Annotated in this window: 10 protein-coding genes; 8 read left to right on the top strand and 2 right to left on the bottom strand. The window is 67.4% G+C overall.

Translation table 11 applies throughout. The features are described from left to right. Positions 1 to 200 precede the first annotated feature (200 nt). The 3 genes from QAD21_RS05305 (at position 201) to glsA (ending at position 2,933) form a co-directional block, all read left to right on the top strand. Positions 201 to 1,061 carry a hypothetical protein gene (locus QAD21_RS05305; protein WP_058253898.1) on the top strand — a complete coding sequence of 287 codons (861 nt, stop codon included), beginning with the start codon at positions 201 to 203 and terminating at the stop codon, positions 1,059 to 1,061. 212 nt (positions 1,062 to 1,273) lie between these two features. Continuing rightward, complete coding sequence (locus QAD21_RS05300; RefSeq protein ID WP_058253291.1) at positions 1,274 to 1,645, top strand: glyoxalase superfamily protein; 372 nt, start codon at positions 1,274 to 1,276, stop codon at positions 1,643 to 1,645. 22 nt (positions 1,646 to 1,667) lie between these two features. Further along, a complete protein-coding gene (glsA, locus tag QAD21_RS05295) occupies positions 1,668 to 2,933 on the top strand; it encodes a glutaminase A (RefSeq protein ID WP_226512635.1) in 1,266 nt (421 codons plus the stop codon). Here glsA and QAD21_RS05290 read toward each other — a convergent pair. Beyond that, a complete protein-coding gene (locus QAD21_RS05290; RefSeq protein ID WP_280360644.1) occupies positions 2,930 to 3,952 on the bottom strand; it encodes an AraC family transcriptional regulator in 1,023 nt (340 codons plus the stop codon). The two genes, glsA and QAD21_RS05290, sit on opposite strands and share 4 nt — an antisense overlap. 116 nt (positions 3,953 to 4,068) lie before the next feature. Here QAD21_RS05290 and QAD21_RS05285 point away from each other — a divergent pair, with 116 nt between their 5' ends. From QAD21_RS05285 to QAD21_RS05265, 5 genes are all read left to right on the top strand, one after another. Further along, complete coding sequence (locus tag QAD21_RS05285; protein ID WP_280360642.1) at positions 4,069 to 5,523, top strand: aldehyde dehydrogenase; 1,455 nt, start codon at positions 4,069 to 4,071, stop codon at positions 5,521 to 5,523. 56 nt (positions 5,524 to 5,579) lie between these two features. Next, a complete protein-coding gene (locus tag QAD21_RS05280) occupies positions 5,580 to 6,377 on the top strand; it encodes a maleylpyruvate isomerase N-terminal domain-containing protein (protein ID WP_280360640.1) in 798 nt (265 codons plus the stop codon). Positions 6,378 to 6,421: 44 nt separating this feature from the next. Next, a complete protein-coding gene (locus QAD21_RS05275; protein WP_247451589.1) occupies positions 6,422 to 7,258 on the top strand; it encodes an SDR family oxidoreductase in 837 nt (278 codons plus the stop codon). 34 nt (positions 7,259 to 7,292) lie between these two features. After that, positions 7,293 to 8,807, top strand: coding sequence for an acyl-CoA synthetase (locus QAD21_RS05270; protein WP_280360637.1), 1,515 nt, complete (start codon positions 7,293 to 7,295; stop codon positions 8,805 to 8,807). 311 nt (positions 8,808 to 9,118) lie between these two features. Beyond that, positions 9,119 to 10,099 carry an alpha/beta hydrolase gene (locus QAD21_RS05265; protein WP_277242508.1) on the top strand — a complete coding sequence of 327 codons (981 nt, stop codon included), beginning with the start codon at positions 9,119 to 9,121 and terminating at the stop codon, positions 10,097 to 10,099. Positions 10,100 to 10,159: 60 nt separating this feature from the next. Here QAD21_RS05265 and QAD21_RS05260 read toward each other — a convergent pair whose 3' ends face one another. After that, positions 10,160 to 14,116 (bottom strand): DNA-directed RNA polymerase subunit beta', encoded by a 3,957-nt coding sequence (locus tag QAD21_RS05260; protein WP_065629271.1) that lies wholly within the window; start codon positions 14,114 to 14,116, stop codon positions 10,160 to 10,162. Positions 14,117 to 14,148 lie beyond the last annotated feature (32 nt).

Here is a 14,148-nt window from a genome sequence, read left to right as displayed (position 1 = left end):
CACGACTACCGCCTGTGACCACCCCGGAGCCACCCAGATCCGCACCACGGTCCGGTTCTCGGCGGGGTGAGTCAAAGTCTCGTCCCCATGAGCGACCTCGAAGGGCATATTGCCCTCCCACGACTCTCACGGGGACAACACTTTCCACACCCGGCCCGATCTGACGAAACCACCGACCGGTTCCGTGCGTCAAAGCAGGTGTGACTTCGGATTGTGGCGTGTACTCGCTGAGAGAACTGACCGCGATGGGCTGGGCGCCCGATGCCATTGCGCAGGCGCGCAAGGCCGAGACCCTGACGTCGCTCCGATACGGCTGGGTGCGGACGTCCGCGGCGGACCCCCACGTCGTGTCCGCGGTGACGGCCGGAGGTGCGCTGTCCTGCATCAGCGCGCTGCGGTTCCATCAGCGGCGCGGCCTGCCGGATCTTTGGATACCGCCGGGCCACAACGAGACCCACGTTCGTCTCAGCAAACACGCGAAGTCCGCCACGAAGCCCAGCGGCCCGTTCCGGTGGTGCCAGGGCTTCGGCCGCCCGCTCCCCGTGACGACGGCCGTCGACCCGATCGCCGTGGCGGTCGGCTGCGCCGCACGGTGCCTTCCGGCCGAGGAGTGGATAGCGGTGGTCGACTCGGTCCTCAACGCCACCGACTTGACCATCCCGGACCTCCAGGCCGAGATGGGTCGTGTAACCCGTGCGGTCTCGGCGATGTTCGACCGATGTGATGCCCGTTCGCAATCCGGCACCGAGTCGCTCGTCCGGCTCCGGCTCATCGCCGCGGGATTCGACGTCGAGGTGCAACCGTCGATCGGCGACCGCGAACACGCTGATCTCCGCACGGGTTCGTTGCTCATCGAGTGCGACGGCGAGTCGTACCACTCCGACCGAGCCGCATTCCGCAACGACCGTCGGCGGGACCGGATGACCATGCTCGACCGCTGGATGACGATGCGCCTCACCTACGACGACGTGCTGTACGACTGGGAGGAGGTCCTCGAGGAGATCCGCGCGCTGACACGCCCCGACCGGCACCGCATCCGCCGACGGGGCGACCCTTCGTGACGGCCCTCCGCCAGCTCCGGGCGCTCCTCAGCTCAGGGAGCAGGGGGCAGGGCGTTCTTTCGGATTAGGGAGCAGAGGGAGGGCATCGCTTGCACCCCACACAGCAGCGGTTCTGAGGTTCTTTCGGATGCGGGCGAACGTCTCCGAATAAGGACCGTAACTGTCCGCATGCCCTGAGAAGCTGGTGTCACACCACAACCCCAGGAGGAACCGTGAACTGGACACTCGAACTCGTCATCCTGCCGGTCAGCGACGTCGACCGGGCGCGAGACTTCTACTCCAAGATCGGCTTCAACGTCGACCACGATCACGTCGTCTCCGACGAGATCCGGTTCGTCCAGATGACCCCGCCCGGGTCGGCGTGCTCCATCGCCTTCGGCAAGGGACTGAGCGACGCGGAACCGGGATCGGTGAAGGGTCTGCAGGTCGTCGTCACCGACATCAACGAGGCCCGCGAGCAGCTGCTCGCGGCCGGCGTCGACCCCGGCGAGATCGACGAACAGGCGTGGGGCCACTTCGTGTACTTCGACGATCCGGACGGCAACCACTGGTCGGTGCAGTACATGCCGTACCGCCAGAACTGAGCCCAGGTGGCTACCGTGGGATATGCGCTCCCCCATCGACGACTACCTCGAACGCGTACTCCACGAATGCCGCGACGACGACGGCGGTGAGGTCGCGACCGGCAATCGTGAACTCGAGCAGGCGGATCCGTCGTCGTTCGGTATCGCGTTGGCCACCATCGACGGCACCGTGTACACCGCCGGCGACGCCGATCACGAGTTCTCCATCCAGTCCATCGGCAAGGTACCGGCCTACGCGCTCGCCCTGCGCGACCGCGGGCTCGACGCCGTACTCGAACGCGTCGACACCGAACCGTCCGGCGACGCCTTCAACGAGATCTCGCTCGAGGCCGAGACCGGCCGGCCGCGCAACGCGCTGATCAACGCGGGCGCCGTCGCCGTGCACGGGATGATCAACGGCGCGGATCCCAACGAACGCGTCGACCGCGTCATCGACCTCGTCAGCACTCTCGCCGGTCGCGAGGTCTCGGTCGACAAGGAGGTCCACCGCGCCGAACTCGCCTCCGACGACCACAACACCGCGCTGGCCTACCTGCTGCGCTCGGCGGGCAAGCTCGACTGCGAACCCGACGAGGTCGTCGACGGGTACGCAGCCCAGTGTTCGATCCGGGTCTCCTGCCGCGACCTCGCCGTCATGGGGTCGGTACTCGCCAACGGCGGACTGTCGACCGGCGACGACGAGCGCCTCCTGGAAGGCTGGATCACCCGGCACGTCCTGTCGGTCATGGCCACGTGCGGCATGTACGACGGCAGCGGCAGCTGGATGGCGACGGTCGGAATCCCCGCGAAAAGCGGTGTCAGCGGCGCGATCCTGGGCGTATTGCCCGGCCAGGTAGGGCTCGCGGTGTGGTCGCCGCAGCTCGACAGACAGGGCAACAGCGTACGCGGCGTCGCCGTTTTCGAACGGCTGTCGCGCGACATGGAACTGCACATGATGCACGTGGCCCCCACCGGTCGGCCCGCGCTGCGATCGGTGACCGAACACGACGGCACTACAGTCGTCGAGCTGCAGGGCGACGTGCGCTTCGCGGGTGCGGAAATCCTCGCCAACCGTGCGTGCGAGGGGTTCGGCACCGACGCCGTCGTCCTCGATCTGACCCATGTCCGCGTGATGGACGACGCCGCCCGACGGCTGATCGGCGAGGTGGCCCGCCGCCTCGGCGACGACTACGACGTCCGCATAGAAGACCCCGATGACATTTTCGACGACGCTTCGGCTGACGACGACTTCTCTGATGGTGACGACACCCCGGACAGCGACGACACCCCGACCGTCGGAGACTCCTAGAGATCTCGGGACGAGTCCTGGCCCGGGGCAGTCAGCTCGCGGCGCTTCGCCAGCGGCGGCACGCCGAACCAGCGTCGGCAACTGCGGGTCAGCGTGCTCTGCTCGGAGTATCCGATCTGCCGCGCCACCGCCGCCAGCGGGACACCCCGATTCGACAGCAGTGAGACGGCGAGGTCGCGGCGCGCGTCGTCGACGAGTTGCTCGAACGTCGCGCCCTCGTCGGCCAGACCCCGCTGCACCGCACGCGGGTGCATCATCAGCAGCTTCGACACCGCCTCCAGCGTGGCCGCCCTCGCCGGCAGGGCGCGCACGATCAGCGCCGAGACCGCCTCGCCGAAGGCCCTCTCGCGATCGTGTCCGGTCATGAACCGGATGGCCACGTCGTATGCCAGGGGGTCGACCCGCCGCAACGTCTGTTGCATCACCCCGCGGGGAAAGACCACCAGGTTGGCCGGCGCCTCGAACTCGACCGGGCAACCGAAATAGTAGGTGTAGACGCGCGGCTCGGACATCGGCGGGTGCGCCAAGGTGATCCGGTTCGCGCGGAAGCCGTGGCCCAGCGTCATCGCGAACGTCGACCGGGTGACGCCCATCGCGAGTTCGACGACGTGCGGCCGGTACGGCACACGCTGCAGCACGGTATCGAACTCGTAGGCGACCTCCCGCTCGCCGTAGTGCATCTGGGCGGTGATGGCCGGGCTGTACACGTGCGCGAAGGCCGAGACCTGTCGAAACGAGTCGCCGACGGTCTCGGCGTTGCGGGCCGCGATCGCGACCGGGCCGAGGATGTCGGGGTCCTGCCGGGCGGCGAGGCGCAGCCCGAAGTCGGGGACGTCGAACTCGGCCGCGCACAAACCGATGACCGTCGACAGAGCGGTGAACGGGACGAACCGGTCGTACGCGCCGACGACGGCCGGGTCGATGCCGACGCGGCCGAGGATCGCGCGGGCATCTCCATCGTGTTCGGCAATCAGCTCGGGTAACTGACTGAGCGAGGATGCGCAGATCAGGTCGGCCATGGCATCAACTGTCAAGAAGTCGTCATGAGATGTCAAGAAATCCGACCTGGGTGGGAGTGATCATGGACACACGCCGCCGACCGTTCGACGGCCGACACACTCAGCGAGGAGTACCCATGACCACCATCGACACCATCCGCAAGAGTTTCTTCATCGACGGCGGCTGGCGCGCGCCGGCCGGTTCGGCGACGATCCCGGTCATCTCCCCGCTCACCGAGGAGCAGTTCGGCTCGGTACCCGAAGCCACCACCGCCGACGTCGACGCGGCCGTCGAGGCCGCCCGCACCGCGTTCCGGTCGTCGGGCTGGCGCGAGGAGTCCCCTGCCGACCGTGCCGCACACCTGCGCCGGTTCGCCGACGAGCTCGACAAGCGCGCCGAGGATCGCGCGTCGGCGGTGACGTCCGAGAACGGCATGCCGATCGCGCTGGCGCGGTTCGCCGAGGGCGCCGCCCCGGTCCAACTGCTGCGCTATTACGCCGACCTCGTCGAGTCCACCCCGGTGGAGGAGACGCGTACCAGCCAGCCGTTGCCCGGCTCGACGATCGTGCGCCGCGAGGCCATCGGCGTCGTCGGAGCCATCGCACCGTGGAACTTCCCCGCGATCCTCTCGATGTTCAAGATCGCGCCCGCGCTGGCCACCGGCTGCACCGTGGTCCTCAAGCCGTCGCCCGAGACGAGCCTCGACGCCTACGTCCTCGCCGAGGCGGCCATCGCCGCCGACCTGCCCGCCGGTGTCCTCAACATCGTCAACGGCGGCAGCGAGATCGGCCGTCACCTGGTGTCGCACCCGCACGTCGACAAGGTCGCGTTCACCGGCTCGACCCCGGCCGGCCGCGAGATCGGCCGCGTCTGTGGCGAACTCATCCGTCCGGTGACCCTCGAACTCGGCGGCAAGTCCGCAGCGCTGGTGCTCGACGACGCCGATCTCGAGCAGACCGTCGGCGGACTCGCCACCGCCTCGCTGCTCAACACCGGCCAGACCTGCTACATGTCCACCCGAATCCTGGTGCCGGGCAGCCGTTATGACGAGTACCTCGATGCGATCAGCGCGATGTGCGCGTCGCTGCCGGTCGGCGACCCGATGGACGAGAACGTCGCGGTCGGTCCGCTCGCCAGCGGCCGGCACCGGGATCGGGTGCTGTCGCTGATCGAACGCGGCCGCACCGAGGGTGGCACGGTCACCACCGGTGGCGGGACGCCGTCGCGGGTCGACCGCGGGTTCTTCGTCGAACCAACCGTTTTCGCCGGCATCGACAACTCGGCCACCATCGCCCGCGAAGAGGTCTTCGGCCCGGTCCTGACCGTGCTGCGCTACGACGACGTCGACGACGCCATCGCTCTCGCCAACGATTCGTCGTACGGGCTCGGCGGAACGGTGTGGACCTCCGATCCCGATCGCGGCGTCGACGTCGCCCGTCGCGTCGAGACCGGCTCGTTCGGCGTCAACTACTTCAACCTCGACTGGGGTTCGCCCTTCGGTGGCGTCAAGGCCAGCGGCATCGGCCGCGAGCTCGGCCCCGAGGGCCTGGCCGCCTACCAGAACCTCAAGTCGATCTTCCTGCCCGCCTGACACCCGTCTCGTCCATTCACACTCGTACACAACATATTCCAAGGAGGCGATCGGCCATGTCCGATGCCGGAGTCACTGCTGCCAAGGCACTGGTGAACGACACCCTCGCCCTGCTCGACCGGCTCACGCCCGCCCACTGGGCGGCCGACAGCGCCTGCCACGGCTGGCGCGTCCACGACGTCGTCACCCACATGGGCTTCTTCTTCAACTTCATCGCCGACCCCGACCTGGTCTTCCCCGACAATCCGAGCGGAAAGTCCGAGCGACTCAACGACGCCGCGGTGCACGAACGGGCCGACTGGTCGTCGGAACAGGCTGTCGAGTATTACCGCGCGCAGTCCGAGGCCGGCCTCGCCACCCTGGCCGCGTTACAGGGCGAGGACCTGCGGGACCAGCCGCTGGACATGCTCGACCTGGGCACCTACCGGCTGCGCCAGCTCAGCGACGCCGTCGCCTTCGACCACCTCGTGCATCTCACCAGCGACCTGATGCAACCGTTCGGACCGCTGGACGCCGCCGAGGTGTCGGTGAGCGCGGCGATCGATCCCGCCATCGACTGGATGATCGCCGGGCTGACCCAGATGAACGGTGCGGCACTGTATCCCACACTCGAGCGACCGATCGGCCTGCGGCTCACCGGCGCGACGGACCGCTCGTTCGTCATCGACCGCGACACCGCGGGCACGATCGTCACCGTGCGCGAGACCGCCGACCTGCCGGCCGACGTCGCCACCTCCTCGGCCACCGACTTCCTGCGCTGGGGCACCACCCGCAGCGCCTGGCGGTCGGCGGTCACCGTCAGCGGCGACCGGCAGCGCGTCGCGGGCATCCTCGACGCCGTCGACATCGTCTGAACTCACTCAATTCGTCTCACCCAGAACAGAAACGGAGTACCCCCATGTCCGAGTACCTGAAGGACAAGGTCATCGTCATCACCGGCGCCGGTAGCGGCTTCGGCAAGCTGATCGCGGAGAAGACCGCGGCCGCCGGCGCGCACGTCGTCGGAGTCGACGTCAACGCCGACAACGTCAACGCCGTCGTCGAGGGCATCCGCGCGGCCGGTGGTTCGGCGCTCGCCCAGGTCGCCGACGTCACCGACATGGAGCAGGTCGCCGCGGCGGCGAACGCCACCGAGGAGCACTTCGGCGCCATCGACGTCCTCGTCAACAACGCCGGCGTCATGCCACTCGCCTACTTCGCCGACCACGCCCGCGCCTGGCAGAAGTGGCACGCCGCCATCGACATCAACATCAAGGGCGTCGTCAACGGCATCTCCGCGGTCTACGACCAGATGATCGCGCAGGGTCGCGGCCAGGTCGTCAACATCTCGTCGATCTACGGCAATGCCGGCATCGAGGGTTCGGGCGTGTACAGCGCGACCAAGGCCGCGGTCACCACCATCTCGGACTCGTTGCGCATCGAGGCCAAGGGCAAGATCAAGGTCACCACCGTCAAGCCGACCGGCATCACCGGCACCAACCTCGCCAGCTGGATCGTCAACGACACCGCGATCATGGGCCTCGTCGGCCAGCGCGCCGCCTCTTACGGCGAGCACGTCACGGCCCTCCTGAACGACGACCTGCCCGCCGAACTCACCGACGTCGACTCCATCAAGTACTGGCTGATCAAGCCCGAGGATCTCGCCGACGCCGTCGTCCACGTCATCGACCAGCCCTGGGGCATCAGCCTTTCCGATGTCACCGTGCGCGCCAGCGGCGAGGACTACCTGTACTAGAACGACTCGCCCCACTCATGCACGAGGAGTGTTGATGTACCCCGGAGCTCATCTCTCCACCCGCCCGCACGATCCCGCGGTCATCATGGCCGACGGGAGTGAGACGGTGACGTTCACCCAGTTGGAGACCCGGTCGGTCCAGGTCGCCCGGGCCCTGGCCGACCGCGGCCTACGGCCAGGCGACCACCTCGCGGTGCTCGCCACCAACACCGCGCGGATCTTCGACATCTATTGGGCGGCAATGCGGTCGGGCCTCTACCTGACCATGGTGAACTGGCACCTCACCGCCGCCGAGAGCGCCTACATCGTCACCGACTGCGGCGCGAAGGCCCTCATCGTCGACGCCGCTCTCGCCGACCTCGGCGCCGAGCTGGTCCCGCTCACCCCCGGCGTCGAGACTCGCTTCGCCTACTCCGGCCGGATCGAGGGTCACGAGGGCCTCGACGCCGCCGCGGCGACGCAGTCGACCGAACCGCTCGCCGACCAGCCGCGAGGCGCGGACATGCTCTACTCGTCCGGCACCACCGGACGACCGAAGGGCATCAAACCCGAACTGCCGAACCGGCAGGTCGACGAGCCCGGCGACACCATGATCGCGATGAACCAGTCCGTGTGGGGCGTCGGTCCCGACACCGTCTACCTGTCGCCGGCACCGCTGTATCACGCTGCGCCGCTTCGCACCTGCGCCTCGGTGCAGGCGCTTGGCGGCACGGTGGTGGTGATGGAGCGGTTCGACGCGGAACGGGTGCTGGCCCTCATCGAGGAACACCGCGTCACCTACAGCCAGTGGGTGCCGACGATGTTCGTGCGCATGCTCCGACTTCCCGAGGAGGTGCGGGCCCGGTACGACACGTCGAGCCTGAAGGTCGCGGTGCACGCCGCCGCGCCGTGTCCCGTCGACGTCAAACGGGCCATGATCAACTGGTGGGGTCCGATCCTGTCCGAGTACTACTCGTCCACCGAGCTCAACGGTCTCACCATCGTCGACACCCCGGAGTGGCTGGAGTACCCGGGCACGGTGGGGCGCGCCGTCCTCGGCACGATCCGGGTCTGCGATCCCGAGAGCACCGAGGTGCCGCCGGGAACGATCGGCACGATCTACTTCGAGCGCGACCGGCTGCCGTTCGAGTACCACAATGACCCCGAGAAGACCAGTGGCGCACAGCATCCCGAGCATCCGACATGGACGACCACCGGCGATTTCGGTTACGTCGACGACGATGGCCACCTGTTCCTCACCGACCGCGACTCGTTCCTGATCATCTCCGGCGGGGTGAACATCTACCCGCGGGAGATCGAGGATGCACTCCTCGCCCACCCGTCGGTGCTCGACGCCGCGGTCATCGGCGTACCCGACCCCGATCTCGGCGAGCGGGTGACGGCGGTCGTGCAACCGGTCTCGGGGCAGGACGCCGGCGACGAGCTCGCCGATGCATTGTTGGATCACCTCCGACCGCGGATCGCGAAGTTCAAGCTGCCGCGCGAGGTCATCTTCCGGGACACGTTGCCGCGCACGCCGACCGGGAAGTTGGTCAAGCGCAAGCTGTGACCCTTCGAGGCAGGGAGCGGACGCGGGCGTCCGACATTCATGCTCCCTGAGGTGCGAGCGAAGCGAGCCACGAAGGGGCTCGCAAGGTGCCTCACCAGGCCCTTCGTGGCTCGTCGACCTCGACGCGCTCCTTCGTCGCTTGCTCGGCCCGGCGGCTTGCGCTCCTCGCACCTCAGGGAGCATGGGTTATGCGGTTCTTCGGATTGGGGAGGGGTGGGGGGTCGCTTGTGCTTCTCGCACCTCAAGGAGCAAGGGGGTCGCGCTCCCTGAAACCGCGCACCGTGGCGTCCGGCCGGTCCTAGACTTGCCGGATGTCGGAAGGATTGTTCCGCTGGTGCATCGCGGTTGTTGCCGCGATTGTGGTGTTCGTCGGTGTGACACCGTCGGCAGTGACAGCAGCGCCGGCGGCCGTGTCGTCGTCCGACATCGCCACCGAATGTGCGGGCAAGCCCGTCCGGGTCGCGGTCCGGTGGTACTTCCCGCCCGGTGAACCCTCGGCGATCGTGTGGTTGCAGCACGGCTTCTCCCGCACGGCGGCCAACCTCGACGCATTGGCCCGCGCGTATGCGAAAGCCGGGTTCCTCGTCGTGAGCCCGACGCTGGACTCCGTCAACCTCGGCGGGTGTGCCGTCGCCTACAACATCGCCGACAACGCCGCGTTCGCAAGGACCATCGGCGGGGTCTTCGGTTCCGGCCGGGACACCGGCAGTCCGCTCGCGACAAGCCTTCGCAAAGCACGCGATTCCGCCCACCGCCCCGACGTGACGATGCCGTATCGGATGATCTTCTCCGGACACTCGGCCGGCGGCGAGTTCGTCGTCGTGGCGGCCGACGCACTCCGCCGCGCCGACCCCGTCGCCTACCGACGCCTGGCCGGCCTCATGCTGTTCGACCCCGTCAACTCGTTCTTCGGCGTCAACTTCGCCACCGCCGCAGCATCTCTCGCCGCCGCCGAGCTACCGATCCGGGTCATCGCGTCGCAACCGTCGGTATCCAACAACTTCGGGCAAGGCGTGTCCGTCCTCCAGGAGACAACGCGGCAGGAGTTTGTCGGCTCGCGCCTGGTGACCGGAATCCACATCGACGCCGAAGGCGAGTCGACCGACCTGATCGGCGAACTGTCCGAGCTCGCCGTGCCGCGTCCCCGCAACGGGCGGGTCATCCGCACGCTGGCCACCGGCTGGTCGTCGGACATGGTGGCCGACACCGCGACCCCGACCTACTACCCCGGCGGCCGTTACTACGACCTGCTGCTCGAAACCCGCACCGTCACAACACTGCCCGTTCCCTAGAAACGACGCGGCCCCCGCACTCGCGATGAGTGCGGGGGCCGCGTCGTCTTGTCCTAGCGCCTACCGGTAGTCGTTGGAGAACCCGTAGTCGTCCAGCGGCACCGCAGCGCCGGCCGGAGCACCGAAGGTGCCGTCCGGGCTGTAGTAGGTGTCGTCGTAGGACGGCACCGCGTACGCCGCGGCACGAGCTTCCTCGGTCGGCTGAACCTGGATGTTGCGGTAGCGGTTGATACCGGTACCGGCCGGGATCAACTTACCGATGATCACGTTCTCCTTCAGACCGATCAGCTTGTCGCTGCGGCTGTTGATCGCCGCGTCGGTCAGGACACGCGTGGTCTCCTGGAACGACGCCGCCGACAGCCACGACTCGGTCGCCAGCGAGGCCTTGGTGATACCCATCAGCACCGGACGTCCGGCTGCGGGCTCGCCACCCTCGGTCACGACCTGACGGTTGGCCGCCTCGAACTCGGCACGCTCGACGAGCGAACCGGGCAGGAACTCGGTCGAACCGTGATCGATGATCGTCACGCGACGCAGCATCTGACGCACGATGGTCTCGATGTGCTTGTCGTGGATCGACACACCCTGGCTGCGGTAGACCTCCTGGACCTCGTTGACCAGGTGGATCTGCACCTGACGGGGACCCATGACGCGGAGCACCTCGTGCGGGTTGGCCGAGCCCTCCATGAGCTGCTGGCCGACCTCGACGTGGTCACCGTCGGCGAGGAGCCGCTCGGAACCGTCGTCGTGCTTGAACACGCGCAGACGCTGACGCTTCGAGATCTTGTCGATGACAACCTCTTCCGAACCATCGTCCGGGATGAGAGTGATCTTGTAGAAGCGGTCGTCGTCCTCGAGGCGCACCCGGCCGGAGACCTCCGCGATCGGCGCCACGCCCTTGGGGACGCGGGCCTCGAAGAGCTCCTGGACACGCGGCAGACCACCGGTGATGTCGTCACCGACGCCACCCTGGTGGAACGTACGCATCGTCAGCTGGGTACCGGGCTCACCGATCGACTGGGCCGCGATGATACCGACGGCCTCGCCGATGTCGACGAGCTTGCCGGTGGCCATCGAACGGCCGTAGCACATCGCACACACACCGGTGCCGGTCCCACAGGTCAGGACCGAACGGACCTTCACCTGCGTGATGCCGGCGGCGAGCAGGGCCTCGATGGCCGGGTCGCCCAGGTCGTGACCGCGCTCGACGATGACGTTGCCGTCGGCGTCGACCGCGTCCTGCGCCAGCGTGCGGGCGTAGGTCGAGGTCTCGACGTGCGCGTCACGGATGAGCGTGCCGTCGGCCTGCTTCTCGGCGATGGTCGTGGTGATGCCACGCTCGGTGCCACAGTCGGTCTCGCGCACGATGACGTCCTGCGACACGTCCACCAGACGACGGGTCAGGTAACCCGAGTCGGCGGTACGAAGCGCGGTGTCGGCCAGACCCTTTCGGGCACCGTGCGTGTTGATGAAGTACTCGGCCACGGTCAGGCCCTCGCGGAACGAGGACTTGATCGGACGCGGGATGAACTCACCCTTCGGGTTGGTCACCAGACCCTTCATGCCCGCCAGCGAGCGGATCTGGGTCATGTTGCCCGCCGCACCCGACTTCACGATCATCGGGATCGGGTTGTCGTCCGGGTAGTGCGCCTCCATGGCCGCGCCGACCTCTTCGGTCGCCTGCTTCCAGATCTCCACGAGGGAGTCACGACGCTCGTCCGGGGTGAGGGCACCGCGCTGGAACTTGCGCTCCAGACCGTCGGCCCGCTCCTCGTACTTGTCGAGGATCTCCGCCTTCTGCGGCGGCACCAGCACGTCGGCCATCGAGACCGTGACACCCGAACGGGTGGCCCAGTAGAAGCCGACGTCCTTCAGCTTGTCGACGGTCTGGGCGACCACGATCATCGGGTAGCGCTCGGCGAGATCGTTGATGATCACGGCCTGACGCTTCTTCGGCATCTGCTCGTTGACGAACGGGTACTCGATCGGCAACAGCTCGTTGAACAGCACCCGGCCCAGCGTGGTCTCGATGTCCCACGGCGAGCCGTACTTCCAGCCGTCGGGGAACTGCTCGGCCTCGATGTCGGCCGGCGGACGCTGGTCGGTCAGACGCACCTTGATGCGCGACTGCACGGTCAGCACACCGCGGTCGACGGCCATGATGGCCTCGGCCGGGGTCGAGTACACGCCGCGCTCGACGTCGTCGCCGTTGGCCGCGGTGTACTCGCCTGCCGCACCCTCCTTGAGGGTGGTCAGGTAGTACAGACCGGTCACCATGTCCAGACGCGGCATGGCGAGCGGACGGCCCGACGCCGGCGACAGGATGTTGTTCGACGACAGCATCAGGATGCGCGCCTCGGCCTGCGCCTCCGCCGACAGCGGGAGGTGCACGGCCATCTGGTCACCGTCGAAGTCGGCGTTGAAGGCCTCACACACCAGCGGGTGGAGCTGAATGGCCTTGCCCTCCACCAGCTGCGGCTCGAAGGCCTGGATGCCGAGGCGGTGCAGCGTCGGTGCACGGTTCAGCAGCACCGGATGCTCGGCGATGACCTCTTCGAGGACGTCCCACACCGCGGGGCGCTGACGCTCGACCATGCGCTTGGCCGACTTGATGTTCTGCGCCTGGTTCAGGTCGACCAGACGCTTCATCACGAACGGCTTGAACAGCTCGAGAGCCATCAACTTCGGCAGACCACACTGGTGCAGCTTGAGCTGCGGACCGACGACGATGACCGAACGGCCCGAGTAGTCGACGCGCTTGCCGAGCAGGTTCTGACGGAAACGACCCTGCTTGCCCTTGAGCAGATCGCTCAACGACTTCAGCGGGCGGTTGCCCGGCCCGGTGACCGGACGGCCACGACGACCGTTGTCGAACAGGGCGTCGACCGACTCCTGCAGCATCCGCTTCTCGTTGTTGACGATGATCTCGGGCGCACCCAGATCGATCAGTCGCTTGAGGCGGTTGTTGCGGTTGATGACGCGGCGGTACAGGTCGTTCAGGTCGGAGGTCGCGAAGCGGCCACCGTCAAGCTGAACCATCGGACGCAGCTCCGGCGGGATCACCGGAACGGCGTCGAGAACCATGCCCAGCGGCGAGTTGCCCGACTGCTGGAACGCCGCGACGACCTTGAGCCGCTTGAGCGCGCGCAGCTTCTTCTGGCCCTTGCCGCTGCGGATGGTCTCGCGCAGCGACTCGGCCTCGGCGTCGATGTCGAAGGTCTCCAGGAGCTTCTTGATCGCCTCGGCGCCCATCGAACCCTGGAAGTACTCGCCGTAGCGCTCTTCGAGCTGACGGTAGAGCTTCTCGTCGATGATGAGGTCGCCCGGGGCGAGCTTGACGAACTTGTCCCAGATCTCCTCGAGACCGTCGAGCTCACGCTGAGCGGCGTCGCGCATACGACGCATCTCGCGGTCGGCACCGTCGCGCACCTTGCGGCGCACGTCGGCCTTGGCACCCTCGGCCTCCAGCTCGGCGAGATCCTGCTCGAGCTTCTGCTGACGCTCGTTGAGGTCGACGTCGCGCTGATCGGCGACAGCCTTCTTCTCGACCTCCATCTCGGCCTCGAGCGTCGAGAGCTCGTTGTGACGGAGCTCGTCGTCGACCGCTGTGATCACGTAGGCGGCGAAGTAGATGATCTTCTCGAGATCCTTCGGCGCCAGGTCGAGCAGGTAGCCCAGCCGGCTCGGCACACCCTTGAAGTACCAGATGTGCGTGACCGGGGCGGCCAGCTCGATGTGGCCCATGCGCTCACGGCGCACCTTGGCCTTGGTCACCTCGACGCCGCAGCGCTCACAGATGATGCCCTTGAAGCGGACGCGCTTGTACTTGCCGCAGTAGCACTCCCAGTCGCGGGTCGGGCCGAAGATCTTCTCGCAGAACAGGCCGTCCTTCTCCGGCTTGAGCGTGCGGTAGTTGATCGTCTCCGGCTTCTTGACCTCACCGTATGACCAGTTGTGGATGTCGTCGGCCGTGGCCAGGCCGATCTTCAGTTCGTCGAAAAAGTTGACGTCGAGCACTTGTTACCTTTCCAGAGCTCTGTTGTCAGTGG

The organism is Gordonia sp. SMJS1 (assembly GCF_029866425.1).
Taxonomy (GTDB): domain Bacteria; phylum Actinomycetota; class Actinomycetes; order Mycobacteriales; family Mycobacteriaceae; genus Gordonia; species Gordonia hongkongensis.
This window is presented reverse-complemented; position numbering and strand designations above follow the sequence as displayed.

Coding starts and splice junctions, on each gene's coding strand:
- QAD21_RS05280 (WP_280360640.1), top strand. CDS start 5,580: ATGTCCGATGCCGGAGTCACTGCTGCCAAGGCACTGGTGAACGACACC.
- QAD21_RS05285 (WP_280360642.1), top strand. CDS start 4,069: ATGACCACCATCGACACCATCCGCAAGAGTTTCTTCATCGACGGCGGC.
- glsA (WP_226512635.1), top strand. CDS start 1,668: ATGCGCTCCCCCATCGACGACTACCTCGAACGCGTACTCCACGAATGC.
- QAD21_RS05290 (WP_280360644.1), bottom strand. CDS start 3,952: ATGGCCGACCTGATCTGCGCATCCTCGCTCAGTCAGTTACCCGAGCTG.
- QAD21_RS05275 (WP_247451589.1), top strand. CDS start 6,422: ATGTCCGAGTACCTGAAGGACAAGGTCATCGTCATCACCGGCGCCGGT.
- QAD21_RS05265 (WP_277242508.1), top strand. CDS start 9,119: ATGTCGGAAGGATTGTTCCGCTGGTGCATCGCGGTTGTTGCCGCGATT.
- QAD21_RS05270 (WP_280360637.1), top strand. CDS start 7,293: ATGTACCCCGGAGCTCATCTCTCCACCCGCCCGCACGATCCCGCGGTC.